General features: G+C 64.6%; 23 protein-coding genes. 12 read left to right on the top strand and 11 right to left on the bottom strand.

What is annotated here, in order from left to right; genetic code table 11:
• Positions 1–3 precede the first annotated feature (3 nt).
• The 4 genes from HGK27_RS14275 to HGK27_RS14260 are packed head-to-tail and all read left to right on the top strand — an operon-like array spanning position 4 to position 2,051.
• Positions 4–348: a Rossmann fold domain-containing protein gene (locus HGK27_RS14275; RefSeq protein WP_241127174.1), complete on the top strand. Its 345-nt coding sequence runs from the start codon at positions 4–6 to the stop codon at positions 346–348.
• Between the two features lie 4 nt (positions 349–352).
• The gene (gene moaA / locus HGK27_RS14270; protein ID WP_206241378.1) at positions 353–1,360 is read left to right on the top strand and encodes a GTP 3',8-cyclase MoaA; all 1,008 of its coding nucleotides are present in this window, start codon (positions 353–355) and stop codon (positions 1,358–1,360) included.
• Between the two features lie 3 nt (positions 1,361–1,363).
• Positions 1,364–1,588: a MoaD/ThiS family protein gene (locus HGK27_RS14265; protein WP_206241377.1), complete on the top strand. Its 225-nt coding sequence runs from the start codon at positions 1,364–1,366 to the stop codon at positions 1,586–1,588.
• Position 1,589: 1 nt separating this feature from the next.
• Complete coding sequence (locus tag HGK27_RS14260) at positions 1,590–2,051, top strand: molybdenum cofactor biosynthesis protein MoaE (RefSeq protein WP_206241376.1); 462 nt, start codon at positions 1,590–1,592, stop codon at positions 2,049–2,051.
• On the opposite strand, the gene HGK27_RS14255 is transcribed toward HGK27_RS14260, so the two are convergent.
• A complete protein-coding gene (locus tag HGK27_RS14255; RefSeq protein ID WP_206241375.1) occupies positions 2,048–2,656 on the bottom strand; it encodes a hypothetical protein in 609 nt (202 codons plus the stop codon). The two genes, HGK27_RS14260 and HGK27_RS14255, sit on opposite strands and share 4 nt — an antisense overlap.
• A 298-nt stretch (positions 2,657–2,954) precedes the next feature.
• Here HGK27_RS14255 and rplU point away from each other — a divergent pair, with 298 nt between their 5' ends.
• From rplU to HGK27_RS14240, 3 genes are all read left to right on the top strand, one after another.
• On the top strand, positions 2,955–3,257 hold the full coding sequence (gene rplU / locus HGK27_RS14250) for a 50S ribosomal protein L21 (protein ID WP_068092539.1): 303 nt from the start codon (positions 2,955–2,957) through the stop codon (positions 3,255–3,257).
• 21 nt (positions 3,258–3,278) lie between these two features.
• Positions 3,279–3,548, top strand: a complete 270-nt coding sequence (gene rpmA, locus HGK27_RS14245; RefSeq protein WP_206241374.1) for a 50S ribosomal protein L27 — start codon at positions 3,279–3,281, stop codon at positions 3,546–3,548.
• Positions 3,549–3,917: 369 nt separating this feature from the next.
• Positions 3,918–4,484 (top strand): GNAT family N-acetyltransferase, encoded by a 567-nt coding sequence (locus HGK27_RS14240; RefSeq protein ID WP_206241373.1) that lies wholly within the window; start codon positions 3,918–3,920, stop codon positions 4,482–4,484.
• Between the two features lie 10 nt (positions 4,485–4,494).
• On the opposite strand, the gene HGK27_RS14235 is transcribed toward HGK27_RS14240, so the two are convergent.
• Complete coding sequence (locus tag HGK27_RS14235) at positions 4,495–5,433, bottom strand: metal-dependent hydrolase (RefSeq protein WP_274617168.1); 939 nt, start codon at positions 5,431–5,433, stop codon at positions 4,495–4,497.
• Positions 5,434–5,465: 32 nt separating this feature from the next.
• Between HGK27_RS14235 and HGK27_RS14230 the strand changes: the two genes are divergently transcribed.
• Positions 5,466–6,056 (top strand): TetR/AcrR family transcriptional regulator, encoded by a 591-nt coding sequence (locus tag HGK27_RS14230; RefSeq protein WP_322099037.1) that lies wholly within the window; start codon positions 5,466–5,468, stop codon positions 6,054–6,056.
• On the opposite strand, the gene ygfZ is transcribed toward HGK27_RS14230, so the two are convergent.
• Positions 6,034–6,792, bottom strand: coding sequence for a CAF17-like 4Fe-4S cluster assembly/insertion protein YgfZ (ygfZ, locus tag HGK27_RS14225; RefSeq protein ID WP_206241370.1), 759 nt, complete (start codon positions 6,790–6,792; stop codon positions 6,034–6,036). The genes HGK27_RS14230 and ygfZ overlap by 23 nt on opposite strands.
• 325 nt (positions 6,793–7,117) lie before the next feature.
• On the bottom strand, positions 7,118–8,167 hold the full coding sequence (locus HGK27_RS14220; protein ID WP_206241369.1) for a cation diffusion facilitator family transporter: 1,050 nt from the start codon (positions 8,165–8,167) through the stop codon (positions 7,118–7,120).
• A 350-nt stretch (positions 8,168–8,517) separates the two neighbouring features.
• On the opposite strand from HGK27_RS14220, the gene HGK27_RS14215 reads away from it, so the two are divergent.
• Positions 8,518–10,992, top strand: coding sequence for a TonB-dependent receptor (locus HGK27_RS14215; RefSeq protein ID WP_241127169.1), 2,475 nt, complete (start codon positions 8,518–8,520; stop codon positions 10,990–10,992).
• Positions 10,993–11,333: 341 nt separating this feature from the next.
• On the opposite strand, the gene mtgA is transcribed toward HGK27_RS14215, so the two are convergent.
• The 5 genes from mtgA to HGK27_RS14190 all read right to left on the bottom strand — a co-directional run bounded on the left by mtgA (position 11,334) and on the right by HGK27_RS14190 (position 17,065).
• The gene (gene mtgA / locus HGK27_RS14210; RefSeq protein ID WP_206241366.1) at positions 11,334–12,053 is read right to left on the bottom strand and encodes a monofunctional biosynthetic peptidoglycan transglycosylase; all 720 of its coding nucleotides are present in this window, start codon (positions 12,051–12,053) and stop codon (positions 11,334–11,336) included.
• A 103-nt stretch (positions 12,054–12,156) separates the two neighbouring features.
• Positions 12,157–13,311 (bottom strand): hypothetical protein, encoded by a 1,155-nt coding sequence (locus HGK27_RS14205; RefSeq protein ID WP_206241364.1) that lies wholly within the window; start codon positions 13,309–13,311, stop codon positions 12,157–12,159.
• Between the two features lie 132 nt (positions 13,312–13,443).
• The gene (locus tag HGK27_RS14200; RefSeq protein WP_206241363.1) at positions 13,444–14,715 is read right to left on the bottom strand and encodes a dihydrolipoamide acetyltransferase family protein; all 1,272 of its coding nucleotides are present in this window, start codon (positions 14,713–14,715) and stop codon (positions 13,444–13,446) included.
• A gap of 5 nt (positions 14,716–14,720) precedes the next feature.
• A complete protein-coding gene (locus HGK27_RS14195; protein WP_206243222.1) occupies positions 14,721–15,731 on the bottom strand; it encodes an alpha-ketoacid dehydrogenase subunit beta in 1,011 nt (336 codons plus the stop codon).
• Positions 15,732–15,745: 14 nt separating this feature from the next.
• Complete coding sequence (locus HGK27_RS14190) at positions 15,746–17,065, bottom strand: thiamine pyrophosphate-dependent enzyme (protein WP_206241362.1); 1,320 nt, start codon at positions 17,063–17,065, stop codon at positions 15,746–15,748.
• Between the two features lie 171 nt (positions 17,066–17,236).
• On the opposite strand from HGK27_RS14190, the gene purU reads away from it, so the two are divergent.
• The 3 genes from purU to HGK27_RS14175 all read left to right on the top strand — a co-directional run bounded on the left by purU (position 17,237) and on the right by HGK27_RS14175 (position 19,580).
• The gene (purU, locus tag HGK27_RS14185) at positions 17,237–18,094 is read left to right on the top strand and encodes a formyltetrahydrofolate deformylase (RefSeq protein WP_206241361.1); all 858 of its coding nucleotides are present in this window, start codon (positions 17,237–17,239) and stop codon (positions 18,092–18,094) included.
• A 140-nt stretch (positions 18,095–18,234) separates the two neighbouring features.
• Positions 18,235–18,945 carry a CoA transferase subunit A gene (locus HGK27_RS14180; RefSeq protein ID WP_206241360.1) on the top strand — a complete coding sequence of 237 codons (711 nt, stop codon included), beginning with the start codon at positions 18,235–18,237 and terminating at the stop codon, positions 18,943–18,945.
• Positions 18,945–19,580, top strand: a complete 636-nt coding sequence (locus tag HGK27_RS14175) for a CoA transferase subunit B (protein ID WP_206241358.1) — start codon at positions 18,945–18,947, stop codon at positions 19,578–19,580. The genes HGK27_RS14180 and HGK27_RS14175 overlap by 1 nt, the downstream gene beginning before the upstream one ends.
• Before the next feature lie 267 nt (positions 19,581–19,847).
• Here the strand turns inward: HGK27_RS14175 and HGK27_RS14170 are convergent, their stop codons facing one another.
• Together HGK27_RS14170 and HGK27_RS14165 are read right to left on the bottom strand one after the other, a co-directional pair.
• Positions 19,848–21,389, bottom strand: coding sequence for a DHA2 family efflux MFS transporter permease subunit (locus HGK27_RS14170; protein WP_206241357.1), 1,542 nt, complete (start codon positions 21,387–21,389; stop codon positions 19,848–19,850).
• Positions 21,386–22,543, bottom strand: a complete 1,158-nt coding sequence (locus tag HGK27_RS14165; RefSeq protein ID WP_241127167.1) for an efflux RND transporter periplasmic adaptor subunit — start codon at positions 22,541–22,543, stop codon at positions 21,386–21,388. The genes HGK27_RS14170 and HGK27_RS14165 overlap by 4 nt, the downstream gene beginning before the upstream one ends.
• Positions 22,544–22,570: the final 27 nt, after the last annotated feature.

Genomic DNA, 22,570 nt, shown 5'->3' with positions numbered 1-22,570 from the left:
AGCGTGAGTGGCGCAATGCAGGTGATCCGGGTGGATGACCTGCCCGCTGCGCCCTTGGCGGCGGCGGCGCATTTCCATACCTCTGTTGTGCCGCAGATAGAGGCTCGGGCGCGGGGCGCTCTGGGTGTCACGCTGCTGCTGCCTGCTGCGGATGACACGCATCGGGCGTGGCGTGCGGCGGCGCTGGGGGCTCTGGCGCGGGCTTTGGCTCCGGCGCGGATCAATGCTCTGGCGGGGGGCGATGCAGCAGCGCGCGAGCGGGCTTTGGCTTTTGTCGCCGGGGCGCCGGGGCTGACGGGGCAGGTGCTGCCGCTGGATGGCGCCAGGGCGGGCGAAGTGCTAGACTAGCGCGATGGCGGTTTCGTCTTCTCCTCTGGTCGATCGCTACAACCGCGCGATCACCTATCTGCGGCTGAGCGTGATCGACCGCTGCGATCTGCGCTGCACCTATTGCATGCCCGAGCGGCAGACTTTCCTCCCCAAATCCGAGGTGTTGAGCCTCGATGAACTCCACCGCCTGTCGCTGGGTTTTATGGCGCGGGGCTTGCGCAAAATCCGCCTGACCGGGGGTGAGCCGCTGGTGCGCCGGGATATGGTCGATCTGGTGCGCGCTCTGGGGCGGCATATCGGTGATGGCTTGGATGAGTTGACGCTCACCACCAACGCCACCCAACTGGCCCAGCATGCCGATGCGCTGGCCGGGGCGGGGGTGAGGCGGGTGAACATCTCGCTCGATACGCTGGATCGGGCGCGTTTTGCCCGGATCGCCCGGCGCGATGCTTTGCCCGCCGTGCTGGAGGGCATTGCCGCCGCGCGGGAAGCGGGGCTGGCGGTGAAGATCAACACCGTGGCGTTAAAGGGCCAGAAAGAGGATGAACTCCCCGATCTGATCGCCTGGGCGCATGGTCAGGGTTTCGAGATCACGCTGATCGAGGTGATGCCGCTGGGTGTGGTGGATGGGGATCGCTTCGATCATTACCTGCCCCTGTCCCAGGTGCGCGCCGATCTGGAGCGCCGCTGGACCTTGCTGCCTGATACGCATCGCAGTGGCGGCCCGGCGCGTTACGTGCATGTGGCCGAGACCGGCGGCCGTCTGGGCCTGATCACCCCGCTGACCGGCAATTTCTGCGATGGCTGCAACCGGGTTCGCGTGACGGCGACGGGGCAGCTCTTCGCCTGCCTCGGCGGGCGTGAGCAGGTCGATCTGCGTGCGGCCTTGCGCAGCGCCGATCCCGAAGCCGCTCTGGATCATGCTTTGGATCAGGCCATGGCCATCAAGCCGGAAAAGCATCATTTCACCATCGACCGCCCCGGCGCAGAGCCTGCCCTGGCCCGCCATATGTCGATGACGGGCGGCTAGGGCATGAGCGTGCGACTGGTGTTTCTGGGCCGTCTGGCCGAGGTGGTTGGTGCGAGTGCCAGAGAGGTTGCGCCCGGCGCGCTGGCCGACCTGCTGCGCGACCTGCCCGAGGGCCTGCTGGGCCCGCGCGTGAAACTGGCGCTCAATGGCGTGCTGGTGCAGGCCGAGGGTCTGGTGCTGGCCCCCGGCGATGAGCTGGCGTTCTTGCCGCCCGTCAGCGGAGGCTGAGATGGCCGCAGATATCCGCCTGCTGGACAAGGGCTTCGATCCCGGCGCGGCGCTCACCATTTTTGCCAACGCGCACCATCAGGCTGGTGGCGTGACCAGCTTTCTGGGGCAGGTGAGGGGCGGCGATGATGTCGAGGCGCTCGATCTCCAGCATTACGCCCCGCTGACCCTTCCCGGCATGGAGCGGCTGGGCGAAGATGTGCTGGCCCGCTGGCCGCTCGATGGCCTGCTGATCTGGCATCGTGTGGGCGAGATGCTGCCGGGCGACCCCATTGTGCTGGTCGCCGCCGCGGCCCGCCATCGCCGGGATGCCTTCGAGGCCGCCGATTACGCCATGGACCATCTCAAGAGCCAAAGCTGGTTCTGGAAGCGCGAGAAGCGCGGCGGCCAATGGCGCTGGATCGAACCGCGCGCTCAGGATCACACCGATCTGGCGCGCTGGAACGATTCGTCGAAGGATTAATCCGGCAGCATCGTGTGCAGCCGCTCGATCTCACTGTCCTCGGCGCTGGCCAGCGAATCGATATGGGCATAGCAGGAGGACAGGCGCGCACCATCGGGCCGGTTCATGATACCGTCGCGGGCATCGATCTGCGCATGGTTCTGCGTATCGGCGACATAGGCCTCCTCCGCCGGGGCCAGCACCTTGCCGAGCCGCGCGCGGATGTTCTGCAGATCGGCCAGCGCCAGATTGCCCTTCGACCATGCCGGGCTGCCGGTTGCCGCATCGCCCACGCCGCGCAGCACCACTTCGGAGCCGGGCAGCGTCTTCTTGAACTCGGCGTCGATGCGATCCGCCGCAGCCTCGTCGCAGGTCATGGCGACAGGCGTGGTGGGCGGGGCGGGCTTGTCCTTGGGCGGCGGCTGGTTGCCCGCATGGTCGGTCGACCAGCGGCTGAGCGAGGGATAGGGCCCGGAGGAGCATCCCGCCAGCGCGAGCAGCGCCGCGACAAGAACGAGTCGCGCCGGGGCGCCAGGCGCTCGGCCTGCGCGAGCGAATCGCGTGATCTGGCCGGAGGGGGCGATTCGGCGCGGGGGGCGGGCCGAGGAGTCTTGCATGCTGACCATGGGCAGGCCATAGCATGCCACACCGCCAGCGCCAGAGCATCGATCAGCGCAGATGCGCGGTTTACCCGCTTTCCCGGGGCTTTGCGCGGGGCCGGGCGCCATGCTTTTCACACAGCATCGGGCGCCAGCGGATTGACAGGCACCCCCTCTTCCACTAACGGCGTCGCTTCATTCGAGCCCCTGTCGGAAACGATGGGGCCTCGGCGCGTCGCCCGCGGCCTGATGGATGTCTTGTTTCGGCAGGAATTCGGCAGACCTTCGGCGGGGCGACAGGCACTAGATTTATTGGATGGAAATCATGTTCGCAGTGGTGCGCACAGGCGGCAAGCAGTATCGGGTCGCCGCCGGAGACAAGATCGCGGTCGAAAAGCTGGCTGGTGAAGCCGGTGAGACGATTACGCTGGGTGACGTTCTGCTGGCCGGCAATGACGGTCAGATCGCTGACGCCAAGGGCGTGGTGGTCTCGGCCGAGATCATCGCTCAGGCCAAGAGCGAGAAGGTGACGGTTTTCAAGAAGCGTCGTCGTCACAACTACCGTCGCAAGAACGGCCACCGCCAGCAGCTCACCCTGCTGCGCATCACCTCGGTCGCTGCGGCCTAAGATCTTCGAGGAGTTTGACAGATGGCACATAAGAAAGCTGGCGGCTCTTCGCGCAACGGTCGCGATTCGCAGTCCAAGCGCCTCGGCGTGAAGAAGTTCGGTGGCCAGGACGTGGTGGGTGGTAACATTATCATCCGTCAGCGCGGCACCCGCGTGTACCCCGGCGTGAACGTCGGCATCGGCAAGGATCACACCCTGTTCTCGCTGGCCGAGGGCAAGGTTCGCTTCCACGCCGGCAAGCTCGGCCGCAAATATGTGTCGGTCGACGTACCGGCACTCGCCGCCGAATAAATCGGATGGTCGATAAAGGGCCATCCACACGGATGGCCCCCGCCGCAGGTCTCAGGTTAAACGCCTGAAATCAGCGGCCAACAAAGGGAGAGGGGCCAACCCGTCTCCCTTTTTTCGTGTCTCCCTTCCCACCGTTCGGATCGTCCATTTTGGTTCCGATATGGATCGCGATTGTCTGGCCTTTGTACCAGAACATTCCGTCGCAACCATCGGAAACCAAACCCCGCCTACGGCGTTAAGCCAAGTGACAGGGGTTGTGGAGCCCGGGCAAAGTGCATGGAACGAGCCGGTTTTTTTGATGCCGGAACCGTCACCATGCTGTCACCCTGCAGCGCTAGGCGCGGCAGGGGCCGAGGATTGGAGAGACACATGTTCATTCGCAGTGAAAGGCTGTTCCTGCGCCCCATCTGGGCCGAGGATTGGCAGGACCTGCACGCTGGCCTGAGCGACGCGGAGGTTGAACGCAACTTCCTGCGCATGGGCTGGCCCTATTCGCCCGAGGAGCTGCGCAATGGCGCGGGCCTCGATCCGCGTCTGCCGCATTTCATGATCACCCTGCCGCGCGGCAACCATGGCGTGGATGTGCTGGGCATGATCGGCATGATCAAGATCGATGGCCAGCTGCATCTGGGTTACTGGATCGCGCGCGCGCATCGCGGGCAGGGTTACGCCACCGAGGCGGGCCGGGCCGTGCTGTCGCTGGCGCGCACCCTGGGGCATCGCCATATCGTGGCGCGCCATTATCTCGACAATCCGGCCTCGGCGCGTGTGCTGCGCAAGCTCGGCTTCTCGCCGCTGTCGGTGGACGGGGTAAGGGCGGATGCGGGCCATGGCCTGCCCGTGCTGACCTCTTCCATGACCTATGCGGTCGATCTGGGCGTGCCCAGCGATTGTGACGACGATCTGGGCGGGGGCCCGACCCGCCGGGCGGCCTGACCCGCGCCGCTTAATCCACGCTGGCCGGGGCCTCTGTCTCCGCCCCGGCCAGCGCAGGATGTTCGCCCTGCAAAGCGGCGCCTGCTTCATAGGCGGCGAGCAGACGCGAATCGTCGCGCTTTGCCGGATGATAGCCCGGTTTCAGGAAACTGAGCCAATCGGGCAGAATACGCCTCAGCACCCCCGGCTTGAGCACCAGATAGGCCAGTAGGCTCCCGCGTGCGCGCCAGCCGGTGATGCCATCCTGCGCCAGCAACTCCAGCGTATCGCGCCAGCGGTGAGCCACAAAGGTGCGCGTCACCAGAATGGCGATGATGCAGCGCACCCGCCAGCGGCGCCAGGCGCTCCAGCGGCGGGTGGCGTGCAGGAAGGTGTCATAGGCGACGGCCTTGTGCTCGATCTCCTCCACGGCATGCCAGCGCCACAGGGCCAGCACCTGTGCATCGGCGTCGCGGTAGACAGGCGTCTCGCCCAGCACCTCGCGTGCGATGATCGTGGTCAGATGCTCCAGCACGGCGGTGACGATCAGATTGACCAGATCCGACTTCACCCGCGTCTTGGCGATGAAGAGGGCCAGCCGCGCATCGATGGCGGAAAGATCGAATCCCGAGGCTTCGATATGGCGGTTGAAGTGCAGATGCTCGCGGCTGTGATGGGCCTCCTGCGCGATGAAATTGCGAATCTCTATCGCCAGTTCGGGACTCGCACCCTCGCGAAACACCTTCAGCGAGTCGATGAAGAAGGCTTCGCCGCGCGGGAAGGTCGCGGAGAGCGCATTATGCCATGCCGTCGCGACAGGATTGTTACCCAACCACCATCTTTTAATTTCAGAATTTCGCAAGAATCGATGATTGCGTACATTTATTGCGTAGGGCGACGCAAAACCCCCCTTGTCAGCGGTTAATCCCGTCTTTACGCGGGCGAAAAATCGGTGGGTCGCGGTGGTCATAATCTAAGGGTGGGTTAGCCGAACCGATGTCGATGAAAAAGCGTCTTTCGCCTCATGAGAGCCGGGCTGCCGCCCTTGAAGCGGCGCGCCTGCTGCTGATCGAGCAAGGCCCTCACGCCGTTACGCTCAAGGCCGTGGCCGCGCGCATCGGCCGCACGCATGCCAATCTGTTGCATCACTTCGGCAGCGTCAGCGATCTGTGGCGGGCTCTGGCTCAGCATATGGCTGGCGCCCTGTGCGAGACGATCGGCCAAGCGGTGCTGGCCAGCCGCCTTGGCGCCCTGACCCCGCGTGAGCTGGTGGACATCATCTTCGACAGTTTCGAGCATCAGGGCGCGGCCTCGCTGGCGGTCTGGTTGCGGCTGACCGGCGATGCCCATGCGCTGGAGCCGATCATCGAAGCCATCGAGACGATGCTGGAGGAACTCCACGATCTGGGCTCCGAGGCGATGCGCCATGTCTCGCATTCGCTGGTGCTGCTGGCGGTGGGCGACGGCCTGCTGGGCGCCCCGATGACCCGCGCACTGCATCTGCCCCGCGATTGCGGTCGCGACGTGGCCGAGCGCCTGCTGGTGGCCGAGCGCGCCCGGGCCGGTGTGATCATGACCCCGGTGCTGGGGTAACCTCCGCGTCCTCGCTCTGCAGGGCGGGGGCGAGCCAGCTTGGCACCGCAATCGGCTGAATGTCTTCCACCCGGCGATGGTCCACGGCCAGCGCCAGCTGCGGATAGGCCGTGCGGCGGCGATCGTCCCGCGAATCCTCCAGCGGCACCACCACCAGCCGCCGATTGACCTTCTGCCGCCAGTTCATCCGCGCGGTGTTCTCCTGCCCGACATAGCAGCCCTTGGTGAAGCTGACGCCGTTCAGCTCGGCCGCATTGGTCTCCAGCCACAGCAGATCGCCCAGCTCGGCATGGGTTTCGGTGACGCCCAGCAGCAGGCGATGGGCCAGATAGTCGGCATCCACGGCGACATCATCGGCAGGGGCCAGCCAGCGCCAGCCCAGCGCATGCAGGCGCGGATCGGGCGAGGCGGGGTGGCCCGGTTCCTGAGCGCTCCAGTGAATGGCCAGCGTGTCGTCCCGGGCGATCGCGATCTTGCGGCGCAGGCGATAGAGGGAGAGGCGCTTGGCCAGCGCTTCGGCCTGATCTGCCTCGCAGTCGATCAGCAGATCCTCGCCATCGGCCCAGACGAAGAAGTCGAACAGCGCCTTGCCTTGCGGGCTCAGCAAGCCGGCCCAGACGGGCAAAGGTGTCATCAGCACGTCACTGGTGATCAGGCCTTGCAGGAAGCTGCGGGGGTTTTCCTGCGGGTCTTGCGGGGTCAGGCGGATCAGGGCGCGGGTGGTGAGGGTAGACATATCAGTAAGGTGGGGAAGGGAGGGGGAAAAAGGAAGAGGAAAAAGCGAGGGGGAGTCCTTGTTGGTCGCATGTCTCAAGAGACATGCTCCGGGCCCTCGCGCTGCCATAACGTCTTCCGAAGAGAGGGCAGTGGTTCCCGATTGGCGTGCCCAGCCTCTCCACCTGCGTGACCGAAAGCGCCGCAGGCAGACACCTTGTGTCTCAAAACCATGCTGGCGATTTTAAAGCCTGCGGCGCAGCGGCATTGCTCTTTGGCTGAACCCAAAGCGCAAGGCGCACATTCATGGGAGCGCGAGGGTGTAACACCCTCGCATTCTCTCTTTTTTAAACCACCCCTTCCGGATGCAGCGAGCAGACCTCTGCATTGCACTCCACCTGAATGGTGGAATGACCGATGCGGAATTTCTTCTCCAGCGTCTCAGCCAGTCCGTGGAGGAACGCATCCCCCGGATGTCCGCCGGGAATCACCAGATGGGCGGTGAGGGCGGTTTCGGTGGTGCTCATGGGCCAGATATGGAGGTCGTGGACGGCGCTCACCCCCTCTTGCGAGGCGAGGTAGGCGCGGACCTTCTCCTCATTGATCCCCTCTGGCACGGCGAGCAGGCCCATATGCACGGACTCGCGCAGCAGCGACCAGCTGCCCAGCCCGATCATGGCGGTGATCACCAGACTGGTGACGGGATCGAGCCAGCGCCAGCCGGTGTAGGCCACCACGATGCCCGCCACGACCACGCCTGCCGAGACCAGCGCATCGGCCATGAGGTGCTGGAAGGCGGCGCGCAGATTGATGTCTTCCTTGCTGCCACGCGCGAAAAGCACTGCCGAGAGGCCGTTCACCGCAATGCCCGCAGCGGCGACGCCGATCATCAGCGGGGCCTCAACGGTTTCGGGGGTGAAGAGGGCACGGATGGTTTCGATCAGGATCGCGCCCAGCGCCACCCACAGCAGCGCCGCATTGGCCAGCGCCGCCAGAATGGAGGAGCTTTTCAGACCATAGGTAAAGCGCGCCGAGGGCGGCTTCTGGGCGAGATGGCTGGCCCCCCAGGCGAGCAGCAGCGAGAGCACATCGGAGAGATTGTGCCCGGCATCGGCCAGCAGCGCCACCGAATGCCCGATGAAGCCGGCGATCCCCTCGACCACCACGAAGACGGTGTTGAGGCCGACCGCAATGGCAAAGGCCTTGCCATGGCCGACACCATGATGGTGATGCCCGTGGCCATGACCATGGCCGTGGTGATGATGGCCATGGGCGTGCCCGTGCCCGTGGCTATGTCCATGGTCATGATCGTGATCATGATCATGGTCACCATCATGGTGATCATGCCCCTGTCCGGCGGAGTCGGCATGGGCATCGTGGGTGTGATCATGAGCCATAAGGGTTCCTTTCGGGTCTGCTGCGTTGCACAAATGTCGCACTGCAGCAGAATTCGGGCGCGTCAGGATCGATGGAGCGGGGCGGTTTGGGCATCATGGTGGCTCGTTCGGGTAAGATGTTTACGACAAAGAAAATAATTGAGCAATAAAATTGCCGAAAGTAAGAATTTTTATGCTCTTTTTACACCTTTAGTGTCAAATACTTGTCACAACCTGCTGTTTAGAAGCGACCCCAGCGGCGGTATGAGTGCCGCCAGCCAGCGCGGGGGGCCGGATTCGACGAATCCGAATCCACGCTGACTTCGACGTGTCTCAGTACACATAATTTCGTCATGCAGGGGCAAACAAGCATGCGTCCTATTTCCAAGATGGCCTTCGCGGCCAGCACCATTGCCGTGGCCGTCGCGGCCGTGGCCACCCCCGTTTTCGCGCAGTCTTCGGGCGCGGTCGAGTTCGAAAAGGATATCGTGGTGAGCGGCAAGGCCAACAGGGCCGTGGCCGGCGTCGATATTCCTGACACGCCCAAGGCCAAGCAGGTTCTGAACGCCGAATTCATCCAGGCCCAGGTGCCCGGTCAGTCGATCAACGAGACGATCAACCAGATCCCGGGCGTCAGCTTCGCCAACCAGGATCCGTTCGGTTCGCAGGGCGGCACGCTGTATATTCGCGGCTTCGATTCCAGCCGTATCTCGGAAACCTTCGACGGTATTCCGCTGAACGACACCGGCAACTATGCCCTGTATTCGAACCAGATGCTCGACCCTGAGCTGATCGACACCGTCAGCGTCAACCTGGGCACCACCGACGTTGACAGCCCGACCGCTTCGGCCACCGGTTCGACCGTGAACTACCGCTCGCGCAACCCCACCGAGGACTTCCATGTCCGCCTGCAGGGCAGCGTCGGCAGCTTCAACTTCCAGCGCGTGATCGGCATCATCGACACCGGCAACATCACTGCGGGCGGTCTGCGCGCCTGGCTGTCGGCCAGCAGCGCCACCAACGATGTGTGGTACGGCGGCGTCGGCAAGATCAACAAGAAGGAATACAACTTCAAGCTGTACCAGCCGCTGGGCAGCGCCGGTGACTTCATCACCTTCGCCGGTCACTGGAACCAGAACCGCAATTTCTCGTCGACCTCGATGCCGCTGCGCACGCTGAACACCAACGGCCTGACCGTGGGTTCGGGCTCGGGCAACCGCTTCCCGACCAACTTCAGCGAAGCCTATTACACCGCTTCGGCCTGCACCGCGGCCACCACGGGCGCGTCCTGCTATGAGCGTCGCTACAACCCTTCGGACACGGCGAACCTGCGCGCCAACTCGCGCTTCACGCTGACCGACAAGATGGTCCTCAACGTCGATCCCTATCTGGAATACAGCAAGGCGAACGGCGGCGGTTCGGCCTATGCCGCCTATGAAACCAGCGCGCCTGCAGGTGGCACCGGCTACAACGGTTCCAACATGTATCTGGGCTATGATTTCAACAAGAACGGTGTGATCGACACCACGCCGACCTATCTGTACGGCCCCAGCATGACGCAGACCTACCGTTTCGGCGTGATGGCCTCGCTGCGTTATGAATTCACGCCCAATCAGATCGTGCGTCTGGCCTACACCTATGATCGCGGCCGCCACAAGCAGACCGGCGAGCTGAGCACCTACAATCCCGATGGTACCGGCACCGCCTATTTCCCTAGCGACAATCCGATCCGCGATGTGAACGGCATTCCGCTCGAGAAGCGCAACCGTCTGTCCTATGCGATCCTGCATCAGGTTTCGGGTGAGTACAGCGGCAAGTTCCTGAACGACGCGCTGAACGTCGTGGTCGGCCTGCGCATGCCCTTCTTCAAGCGCAACCTGACCAACAACTGCATCACCACCACGGCGTCGACGGGCTATGCCTGCTACAATTCGGCGACGACCACGGCTGCCGTTCTGGCCGCCAACCCCACCTATGGTGCGCCGCAGCAGAAGATCTTCACCTTCAACGCTCCGCTGCCCAGCGCTGGTTTCACCCTGCGCGTGGCTCCGTCCACCTCGCTGTACTTCAACTACTCCCGCACGCTGCAGGTGCCGGGTACGGATACGTTGTACAACACCTTCTATGCGGGCAAGTCGATCGCCGCGCCGCGCAAGGAGATGGGCAACAACTTCGACTCGGGCGTGCGCTACAAGTCGAGCCGCATCGCGGCACAGGCCGGTTTCTGGTACACGATCCTGAGCAACCGTATCACCAGCGCCTATGACCCGGATGCCAACGCCAGCATCTACACCAACCTGGGCCGCGTCGACCGCTACGGCATCGACGGCAGCATCTCGTACAAGATCGACGAGCATGCTTCGGCCTATCTGTTCGGTTCCTGGCTGCACTCCAAGATCCGCGACAACTCGCAGGCCACCGCCACGACCTATTACCAGACTGCCGGCAAGTTTGAATCGGGCATCCCCGAATGGATGGTCGGCGGCCGTCTGGACGGTCACTTCGGTCCGTTCGATCTGGGCATTCAGGGCAAGTACACCGGCTCGCGCTGGGAGAACGACCAGAACCTGCCGCAGTACAGCAACCCGGCGACGCCGACCGCGGCAACGTTGATCAACGATGCCAAGCTGAAGCCCTTCACGGTGATCGACCTGAACGCCAAGGTGAAGATGGGTTGGGCCGGTCTGAACGACCGCACCTTCCTGCAGCTGAACGTCACCAACCTGTTCAACGACTTCCACGTTGCCTCGCTGGCTTCCAGCACGGGCTACACCAACAACAACCTGGGCTATGTCTACATGGGCTCGCCCCGGACCTTCATCGGTTCGATCAACATGGCCTTCTGATCTCTGGCAGATCATTCGGTTTGAGGAAGGGCGCTCCGCAAGGGGCGCCCTTTTTCGTTTTGGTTTGTAAGGGGGAAAGAAAGAAGCGAGGGGGTTACCCCCTCGCGCTCCCATAACGTCTTCCGAAGAGCGGGCAGTGGTTTCCGATTGGCGTGCCCAGTCTCTCCACCTGCGTGACCGAAAGCGCCGCAGGCAGACACCTTATGACCCAAAACCATGCTGGCGATTTTAAAGCCTGCGGCGCTGCGACGTTGCTCTTTGGCCGAACCCGTTGCGCAACGCAGACATTCATGGGAGCGCGAGGGTGTAACACCCTCGCATTCTCTCTTCCTTCCTGACCCTCAGGGATAGACGCAATCATCCAGATCGCCCCGGCGCACCACGCCGCTGCGCTTGGCAATCGCGTTGCCATGGCGCCGCGTAAAGCCGCTCGGATCGATCACGGCGCGTTTCTTGGGGCTGGGCAGGGCGGCGGCGATGCGGCCTGCCTCGATGGGCGAGAGATGCGTCGCGCCATGGCCGAAATAGCGCTGAGAGGCCGCTTCAACACCATAGGTGCCGATCCCGGTCTCGGCCACGTTGAGGTACATCTCCATGATGCGCCGCTTGGGCCAGACGGTCTCGATCACGATGGTGAACCAGGTTTCCAGCACCTTGCGCAGATAGCGTGTCCAGCCGGTGCCCTGCCACAGGAAGACGTTCTTGGCGGTCTGCTGGCTGATGGTGGAGCCGCCGCGCAGCTTGCCGCCGCTCATGTCGCGGCGCAGGGCATAGGCGATGCCGTCGCCGTCAAAGCCGTGGTGCTGGCAAAAGCGGGCATCTTCCCCGGCAATCACCGAATCGACCATGGCGCGGTCGATCCGGCTGATCGGGGTCCATGACTTGCTGAAGCCGTTGGGGTCCATCACCATGGTGGCGGTGATGGGCGCGGGCACCACGCGATAGAGCAGCGCCCAGCCAAACGAGAGCAACACGAACCAGATGATCGCCATCGCCACCCACCAGGCAAAGCGATAGGGAAAGCTGTGGGTGGGGCCGGGCCGCCGGGGCAGAATGCGCATGGCGCTTCTTTAGAGCATCGTGCGAAAAAGTGAGTACCGGTTTTTCGCATGAACGATGCGAGCCGCAAAAGTTTGCGGCGTGCAGGTGGGAAAAGAGGGGCCTTTAGCGCGGCGTAAGGGGTGTCAGCTTGGCGCGCGGCTTCGCCGGGCGGCTGTAGACCAGTTCGGAAAGCACGGCGGCGGCCAGCACGATCAGCAGCGGCATCAGCGGATCGCGATAGGAGCTGTCCATCGCCAGCGATCCGTTGACCACCCAGAAGGCGGCGATCAGCACGCCCAGCACGGCGCGCTGGCGCTTCATGGTGTGAGCGGCGACCAATCCGGCAAGGCCCAGCGTGAAGATCAGCACATATTGCGTCACCTCGCCGATGCGCACGAAGGTGATCGCGCGCGCGACGGCATGGGCGCCGCCATCGGGCATATGCGGCATCCAGAACAGCGCGAGCCGCCCGATGGCGACATCCCAGGGCAGCAGCCCGAAGGCGGCATGATCTGCCGCAGGCGTGCTGGCGGCATCGGTGGCGGCGGCCAGCGTGGCCAGCACGGTGCCGGGGATTTCTACCATGGCGCCGCTGATCAGGCTCCATGGGCCGAGCATCAGCGCGGCGCCTGCGGCCAGAGCCAGCGCGGAGGCGGGCAGGCGCCAGCCGTATCCGGCAAGCACCAGCGCCAGCACCGGGGCGCTGATCACGGGCAGCAGGGAGGGTTCGGTCAGCAGCCCGGCGGCCCATGTGGCGCCTGCCGCAAGGGCCAGCATCATGCGCGGCCCTTCGCGCAGCAGGCGCAGCGCCAGCCAGGCGGAGAGCAGCAGCAGCGTGGAGCCCAGATTCTCGCGCGTCACCAGCGTGCAGTTCCAGATGCCGGGCAGCCACAGCGCATAGCCCAGGATCGACAGCTTCTGCCCGGTGTCACGCAGGCCCATCTGGCGCGCCACCTGCCAGACCAGAATGGCCGAGATCATCGCCAGCACCAGATTGACCGAGAAGGCCACATCCGGCGTCGCGCCCGCCACCGCCATCACCGGGGCCAGCAGCAGCGGATAGCCCAGCGCATGCAGGGCCTGAGCGCCCAGACCCCAGCTCGGCCAATGCCCGCTGGCCAGCTCACGCGCGGCGGTGAAGCTGGTCAGCTCCTCGCCGGAGAGCGGCTGGGGCAGGGCGAAGTGCGCGGCAACGCGCATGACCAGCACGACCAGCAGCAAGGCCTCGAACGTGATGGCCTTTTCCTTCAGCCGGGGGGCGGGCGGCGGGATGGACATAGGGGACTCCGTAGCTGCACGGAGTATCCCCGCTTTTGATGATGGTTGAAAGAACGTTAACCCCGGAATTCCCGTTCTGTGCCGAAGTGACACGATAATTCTTGTGAAATTTAATCTTTTCCGGCGTTTGGCTCAGGCGAGCAAATGCGCCGGAGCCTCGATCAGCCGTTTCACCTGAGCGACGAAGCTGGCGGCATCATGGCCATCGACCACGCGATGGTCGCAGCTGATCGACAGATTCATCATCTTGGCGCGGCGGATACGGTCGGAGTCGTCCGCAAAAACCGGGCGCTCGACGATGCGGTTGGGGGCGAGAATCGCCACTTCGGGCCGGTTGATCACGGGGGTGGAGGCCACGCCCGCCAGCGGACCCAGCGAGGAAAGGGTGAAGGTCGAGCCCGACAGGTCCTCGCGGCGGATCGAACCATCGCGCGCGGCCTGCGCCAGATCGGCGATGGCCTGGGCCAGCTGCCAGATGTTCATATCCTGAGCATCGCGGATCACCGGCACCATCAGGCCCTGCGGGGTTTGGGTGGCAAGGCCCAGATGGACGCGGCCATGGCGCGTGACCACGCCCGCTTCGTCATCATAGCGCGCATTGAGCATCGGGTGATGCGGCAGGGCGCGGCACAGGGCCGTGATCAGGAAGGGCAGCAGGGTCAGGCGTTTGCGGGCCTGTCCGTCATGGCTGCTGTTGAGCTGGCCGCGCATCTCTTCCAGCGCGGTGACCTCAACCTCCTCCACATAGGTGAAGTGGGGGATATGGCGCTTGGATTCGGCCATGTTCTGGGCGATGCGGCGGCGCATGCCGATCACCGGCACCTCCTCATCGGCCCAGGCGCCGCTCGCCTGAGGGCGATAGCCCTGAGCCGAACCATAGCTCAGAAAGGCATCGAGATCGGCGTGGCGGATGTGCGGGCCATCGCCCTTCACTTGGCGCAGATCGACGCCCAGAGCCTTCGCCCGCGCCCGGACGGCTGGCGAGGCCAGCACCTTGTGAGACGACAATTCGGGTGTCGCCGCCACAGGTGCGGGGGCCGGAGCCGGTTTGACAGGCTCCGGTGCCACGACTGCCGCTTCTTCTGTGGGCGCGGGCGCCGCATCCTGTGCCCGGGTGGTGGTGGGCTCGGATGCGGAAGGTGTGTGGTGGGTTTCGACCTCGCCTTCGGTCTCGATCACCGCCAGCATGGCGCCGATGGCGACGGCGTCGCCCAGCTTGCCTGCCAGCTGCACGATGCGGCCCGAAACGGGGCTCTCGATTTCCACCGTGGCCTTGTCGGTCATCATATCGGCCAGCGGCTGGTCTTCGCTGATGGTGTCGCCCTCGGCCACATGCCAGCGGGTGATTTCCGCGCTCGCGATGCCTTCGCCAATGTCGGGCAGGGTGAAGGTGAAGGTTGCCATCTGTGTCAGTCCTTCATGATCTGTTTGAACGCCTGAGCGAGGCGCACGGGGCCGGGGAAATAGGCCCATTCCAGCGCGTGCGGGTAAGGCGTGTCGAAGCCGGTGACGCGCTGCACGGGCGCCTCCAGATGGTGGAAGCAGCGTTCCTGAACCAAAGCGGAGAGTTCCGCGCCAAAGCCGGAGGTGCGCGTCGCCTCATGGACGATCAGGCAGCGGCCGGTCTTCTTGACGCTGGCCTCGATGGTCTCGATGTCGAGCGGGATCAGGCTGCGCAGGTCGATCAGCTCGGCCTTGGGGGCATCCTCCAGCTCGTCGAGCGTGGAGGCGACCACATGCACCATCGTGCCATAGGTGAGGATGGTGAGGTCGGACCCTTCACGCACCACGCGGGCCTTGCCGATCTCGACGCGGTAATGGCCTTCGGGCACCTTGGCATCGGGGTGACCGGCCCAGCCCTTGGCGGGGCGGTCGTAATGGCCGTGGAAGGGGCCATTGTAGAGGCGCTTGGGCTCGAAGAAGAGGACGGGGTCATTGTCCTCGATCGAGGCGATCAGCAGCCCCTTGGCGTCATAGGGCGTCGAGGGGATGACCGTTTTCAGGCCCGAGCAATGGGTGAAGATGCCTTCCGGGCTCTGGCTGTGCGTCTGGCCGCCGAAGATGCCGCCGCCAAAGGGCGAGCGCAGGGTGAGCGGCGCGGTGAACTCACCCGCCGAGCGGTAGCGCAGGCGCGCCGCCTCGCTGACAAGCTGATCCAGCGCGGGATAGATGTAATCGGCGAACTGGATTTCGGGCACCGGGCGCAACCCATAGGCGCCCATGCCGATGGCCACGCCGATGATGCCGCATTCGCTGATCGGCGTGTCGAACACGCGCGACGTGCCGTATTTGGCCTGCAAGCCCGCCGTGGCGCGGAACACGCCGCCGAAATAGCCGACATCCTCGCCCATCACGGTGACGGTGTCGTCACGCTGCATGGCGACATCGAGCGCGTCATTGATCGCCTGAATCATGGTCATATCGCGAGCATCGCTCATGCGCCGGGCTCCTCGCGCTTGATGTCAGGAAGTCCGGCGGCGCGCCATTCGGCCAGCATCTGGGCCTCCTGTTCGGCGAGATGCCAGGGCATCTGCTCGAAAACGCCCTCGAACATGGTGTCGAGCGGCTGGTTGAAGCCATGGCCCAGAATGCCGTAGCGTTCCGAAGCCTTCTGCGCGGTGCGGACCTGCTCCATCACTTCGGCCAGCATGGTGGCGTGGCGGTCCTCATCCCAATGGCCCTGCTTGATCAGATGATCCTTCAGGCGGGTCAGCGGATCGCCCAGCGGCCATGCGGCGGCCTCCCCGGCGCTGCGATAGGCCGAGGGGTCGTCGCTGGTGGAGTGGCCCTCGGCGCGGTAGGTGACATGCTCGATCATGGTCGGGCCGTGGTTGCCGCGTGCGCGTTCGGCGGCCCAGCGCGTGGCGGCCAGCACGGCCAGCACGTCATTGCCGTCGACCCGCAAGGTAGCGATGCCATAGCCCAGACCGCGTGCGGCAAAGGTGGTTTCGTCGCCGCCCGCCATGCCGGAGAAGCTGGAAATCGCCCACTGGTTGTTGACCACATTGAGGATCACCGGCGCGCGATAGACGCTGGCAAAGGTGCAGGCCGAGTGGAAATCGCCCTCCGCCGTCGAGCCTTCGCCCAGCCATGCCGCGGCAATGCGCGTGTCGCCGCGCGCCGCGCTGGCCATGGCCCAGCCCACCGCCTGCGGCAACTGGGTAGCAAGGTTGCCGGAGATCGAGAAGAAGCCCTTGGCCTTCACCGAATACATGATCGGCAGCTGGCGGCCCTTCATGCGGTCGGCGCGGTTGGAGTAGATCTGGTTCATCATATCGACCAGATCGTGATCCCGCGCGATCAGCAGGCCCTGCTGGCGATAGGAGGGGAAGAGCATGTCCGCATCGTCCAGCGCAAAGGCGGCGGCGATGGAGACGGCCTCTTCTCCCAAAGATTTCATATAGAAGCTGGTCTTGCCCTGACGCTGGGCGCGGAACATGCGATCATCGAAGGCACGGGTCAGCGCCATGGCGCGCAGCATGGCCAGCGCCGTTTCCGGCGAGACTTGCGGGTCCCACGGGCCGCTGGCGGTGCCGTCCAGATCCAGCACGCGCACGAGGCCAAAAGCATGGCCCTGCATCTGCGCGGCGGGGGTGTCAGGATCGGGGCGGTGCCCTGCGTCCACGGCGGGGATTTCCAGCGCGGAGAAGTTCGGCGCCTCGCCGGGGCGGGCGGGCGGCTGGGGTACGTGCAAGCGTAGAGGCGGGCGGTTTGCGCCAGTCCAGACGGGGTTTTCGGGCGTTGTCGCCATCATCCTGCTCCTCACCGGCGCCTCACATGGGCGACTGATGATTACGCGATTATGCAATTATATTTCACGACCCGCAAGCGGTCTTTGAGGGTTTTCGCGAGGATTGCGGCCAATGCCTTGCGCCACCCGGCGGACTGACGCATGGGACACAAAATGACGACTTCAGGGATCAAGATGAAAGATATCTGCACGCTGAGCCTCGCCTGCGATGACAAACCCGGTCTGGTGGCGCGGGTGGCCGGTTACATTGCGGGGCGCGGCGGCAACATCGTCGATGCGCAGCAGTTCAATGACGGGCTGAACCAGCGCTTCTTCATGCGCGTGGACTTTTCGCTGGGCGAGGGCGATTCGCCCGAGGACTGGCGCGCGGGCTTTGCGGTACCCGCCGCTCAGGACGGCATGGACTGGCGCCTGCGCGCGCCCGGCGAGCGCAAGAAGGTGCTGCTGCTGGTCAGCAAGTTCGACCATTGCCTCGCCGATCTGCTCTATCGCTGGCGCATTGGTGAGCTGGCGATGGATGTGGTGGGCATCGTTTCCAACCATGAGGCCGCGCATCTGACCACCGCCGCCATTGGCGATGTGCCCTTCCATCACCTGCCGATCACCAAGGGCACCAAGCCCGAGCAGGAGGCGCGCATCCGCGCTCTGGCCGAGGATCTGGGCGCCGATCTGGTGGTGCTGGCGCGATATATGCAGATCTTGTCGGATGAGATGGCGGGGTGGCTGTCGGGCCGCTGCATCAACATCCATCACTCGTTTTTGCCGGGCTTCAAAGGCGCCAAGCCCTATCATCAGGCCCATGATCGCGGCGTGAAGATGATCGGCGCGACGGCGCATTACGTCACCGCCGATCTGGATGAGGGCCCGATCATCGCTCAGGAGGTGGTGGCCATCAGCCATGCCGACACGCCCGAGGATCTGGTCAGCAAGGGCCGCGATATCGAGCGCCGCGTGCTGGCCCATGCCGTGGCGGCGCATCTGGAGGACCGCGTGTTCCTGAACGGCACGCGCACGGTGGTCTTCCCCGGTTAGGCCGGGGCCGCCATCCGTCTGACGCATTTTACAATTTTCCCATGCTGCCCTGCACAATCGCGGGTTGAAAGGCGGCGCGCTGAGGCTAGATTACGGGCAAGGCGCCGGGTGGCCCGGCGCGTGTCCGGAAGGGAGAGCCTATGCCCGGCAAGATTTACCCCGACGCTGCTGCTGCCTTGGAAGGCGTGCTGTTCGACGGCATGCTGATCGCAAGCGGAGGCTTCGGCCTCAGCGGCCTGCCCGAGCGCCTGATCGATGCCATTCAGGCCGCCGGCACGAAGGATCTCACCTTCGCGAGCAACAATGCCGGTATCGACAATGAGGGCATCGGCAAGCTGCTGCGCACCAAGCAGGTCAAGAAGATGATCTCCTCCTATGTGGGCGAGAACAAGGAGTTCGAACGGCAATATCTGGCGGGCGAACTGGAGGTCGAATTCACCCCGCAAGGCACGCTGGCCGAACGCATGCGCGCTGGCGGTGCGGGCATCCCCGGCTTCTACACCAAGACCGGCGTCGGCACGCTGGTGGCCGAAGGCAAGGAAGTCAAAAGCTTCAACGGTCAGGATTATATCCTCGAAGAAGGCATCTTTGCCGACCTCGCCATCGTGAAGGGCTGGAAGGCCGACACCACCGGCAACGTCATCTTCCGCAAGACCGCCCGCAACTTCAACGTGCCTGCCGCCACCTGCGGCAAGATCACCGTGGTGGAAGTGGAAGAGATCGTCGAACCGGGTCAGCTTGACCCCGATGCCATCCATCTGCCCGGTGTCTTCGTGCAGCGCCTCGTGCTGGGCGCGCCTTACGACAAGAAGATCGAATTCCGCACCACGCGCAAGCGGGAGGACGCATAATGCCCTGGACCAGAGATGATATGGCCGCCCGCGCCGCGCGCGAACTGCAAGACGGCTTCTATGTGAACCTTGGCATCGGCATCCCCACGCTGGTCGCCAACCATGTGCCGCAGGGCGTGACCGTGACGCTGCAGAGCGAAAACGGCATGCTCGGCATCGGCCCCTTCCCCTACGAAGGCGAGGAAGACGCCGACCTCATCAACGCGGGCAAGCAGACCATCAGCGAACTGCCGCAGTCGGCCTATTTCGACAGCGCCACCAGCTTCGGCATGATCCGCGGCGGCCATATCGACCTGACCGTCCTTGGCGCGATGGAGGTCTCCGAAAACGGTGACATCGCCAACTGGATGATCCCCGGCAAGATGATCAAGGGCATGGGCGGGGCGATGGACCTCGTGGCAGGCGTCAAGAAGATCATCGTGGTGATGGAGCATAACGCCAAGGACGGCAGCCCCAAGTTCATCCCCGCCTGCACCCTGCCGCTGACAGGCCTTGGCGTGGTGGACATGATCGTGACCGATCTGGCGGTGTTCCAGCGTCCGGATCACAGCTCGCCCTTCAAGCTGGTGGAGCTGGCGCCGGGGGTGACCGTGGAAGAGGTTCGCGAGAAGACTTCGGCCACGTTTGTCGAGTAAGAAAAGGAAAGTGCGAGGGGGTTACCCCCTCGCGCTCCCATAACGTCTTCCGACGCAAGGGCAGTGGCGCCGAAGTCGAGCGCCCAACCTCTCCACCTGCGCAGCGCCGCAGGCAATCGAAGCCCGGAAGATCAGCGCTGCCCCATCAATATCTACCTGCGGCGCCGCAAACTGGGCGCAAGGCCGAACCCGAAGCGCAACGCAGACACTAAAGGGAGCGCGAGGGTGTAACACCCTCGCATTATCCTCCCTTCAATCCCCTTCACATCAATCCGCCGCAACAGGCCCCGTCGCGGGTGCGGGACGGCGGGTGAACCACACCAGCCCCATCATCACCAGCGAGCCGATGCCGCTGATGTAGAAGATATCGATCGACGACAGCGTATAGGCCTGATGGATCAGCTCTTGCGTCATCACCCCCAGCCCGTGGGCCTTGTCGATCCCCATGCCCTGCATCTGCGTTACCGAGGCGTTATAGGCCGGGTTGCCCAGATTGGCGGCCTCGGCGAGGCGGCTTTGGTGCAGGATCTCGCGGTGGTCCCAGAAGGTGGTGGTGGCGCTGGCCGCGAAGCCGCCGCCGGTGATGCGGGCGAAGTTGGTCAGGCCCGTGGCGGCGGGGATGCGGTGAGGGGGCAGCTTGTCGATACAGATCGTGGTCATGGAGATGAAGAACACGCCCATCGCCAGCCCCTGCACCAGAATCGGCAGGATATAGTGCCAGAGGTCGGTGTCCGAGGTGAAGCCGGTGCGCATCAGGAAGGAGACGCCGAAGGCCCCCAGCGAGAAGCTGGCCAGCCAGCGGATGTCGATCTTGCTGGAAAGACGCGCGTTGATGGGCGAGATCAGCACCGAGACCACACCGGCAGGGGCGGCGACAAGGCCAGCCCATGTCGCGGTGTAGCCCTGCTGGGTCTGCAGCCACAGCGGCATCAGCAGATTGTTGGCGAAGAAGCAGGCATAGCCCAGTGTGAAGCAGATCGTGCCCAGCGCGAAGTTGCGGCCCTTGAACAGGGTCAGGTCGACCGCCGGGTTCTCCTCGGTCAGTTCCCAGATGATCCAGGCGATGAAGGCGATGCCCGAGATGATTGCCATGGCGACGATCATCTGGTTGTTGAACCAGTCGCGATCGTTGCCAAGGTCCAGCACCACCTGCAGCGTGCCGACCCAGGTGATCAGCAGCGCCAGGCCCACGACATCGATGGGCAGCTTCATCGGCGCGGTGTTGTAGGGACGCAGCTTGGTGATCAGCGCGCCCACGGTGAGGAAACCGATCGGCACGTTGATCAGGAAGATCCAGCCCCAGTGATAGTGGTCGGAGATATAGCCGCCAAGGATCGGGCCCATCACCGGGCCGATCAGCGCCGTCATCGACCAGATCGAGAGGGCAAGGTTGCGCTTTTCGGGCGGGAACACCGCCATCAGCAGCGCCTGACTGCCCGGGATCATCGGCCCGGAGACCGCGCCCTGCAGCAGGCGGAAGATCACCAGTGAGGGCAGCGACCATGCGATGCCGCAAAGCCCCGAGGCCACGGTGAACAGCGCCACGCTGGTGGTGAAGGTGGTCACCACGCCGAAGCGGCGCATGAACCAGCCGGTCAGCGGCACGGTGACGCCATTGGCCATGGCGAAGGCGGTGATGACCCATGTGGCGGTGTCGCTGCTCTCGCCCAGATTGCCCGCGATGGTCTGCAGCGAGACGTTGGCGATGGTCGAATCGAGCACCTGCATAAAGGTGCCCAGCGCCAGCGCCAGCGCCACCATGGTCAGCTCCAGCCCGTGGAGGGGCGGGGGCGCTGCCTGCTCGCTCATTTTGCCGAGCCGCCGTTGGCCGCGATGATCTGGCGGATGCGGGCTTCCACCTCGGGGTTGGCCTGATCGGTCTGCTGCACGGAAAGCTTGTTGGCCACAGCTGCGGCGACCGGCGTGCCGGAGGTGTCGCGCGTGTCGACATCCACCGTCACCGAAAGGCCGATGCGCAGCGGGGTCTTGGCCAGCTCGTTGGGGTCAAGCCCGATGCGGACGGGCAGGCGCTGCACGATCTTGATCCAGTTGCCGCTGGCATTCTGCGCGGGCAGCAGGGCAAAGGCGCTGCCCGAACCGGCGGAAAGCCCGATGACCTTGCCGTGGAAGGTCACCTTCTTGCCATAGGCGTCCGAGTGAAGCGTGACAGGCTGGCCGACGCGGATATCGGCCAGTTGGGTCTCGCGGAAGTTCGCATCCACCCACACCTTGTTGAGCGGCACCACCGCCATCAGCGGCGTGCCGGGCCCGACCTGCTGGCCCAGCTGCACCGAGCGCTGCGCCACCACGCCATCGACCGGCGCGGAAAGCCGCAAGTGGCCCTCGGCAATCGCCATGCGCCGCACCTGAGCGATGGCGGCCAGCACCTGCGGGTTATGCGCCACATCGGCGCCCTGCACGGCGGACAAAGCATTGGCCTTGTGGCTCTGCGCAAGCGCGAGGCCTGCCTGCGCGGTGCGGATGGCATCGGCGGCGTGGGCCGCTTCTTCGCCGGAAACTGCGCCCTGCTTCACCGCATCCTGACGGCGGGCAAGATCGCTTTTCGCGGTGGAGAGCGCGGCCTGAGCGCGGGCGATTTCGGCATCGGCCTCATCCACCTGCGTGAAGCCGCCGCGCACGCCGCGCACGGCCTTGGCCAGATCGGCTTCGGCGGCGGCCATCTGGGCGCCCACCAGCGCCGGGTCGAAATCGACCAGCGGCTCGCCCGCCTTCACGCTCTGGGTGTTGTCGGCGTGGAGGGCGATGACGGTGCCCTGCTCGCGCGCGGTCACCTGCACGATGTCACCCGCGACATAGGCGTCGTCGGTCTCTTCGCTGGCGGGGGCGAAGAACAGCGTGTAGCCGCCCCAGCCCAGCCCGGCGATCACCACAGCGGCGCCCAGCAGCAGCAGGCCGCGCTTGCGGGTGGTTTTGGCGGAAGAAAGCGTGGTTTCATCACTCACAGGGTTGGCCCCTTTATGGATTTGGTC

The sequence above is a fragment of the Novosphingobium terrae genome (genome assembly GCF_017163935.1).
Classification (GTDB): domain Bacteria; phylum Pseudomonadota; class Alphaproteobacteria; order Sphingomonadales; family Sphingomonadaceae; genus Novosphingobium; species Novosphingobium terrae.
This window is presented reverse-complemented; position numbering and strand designations above follow the sequence as displayed.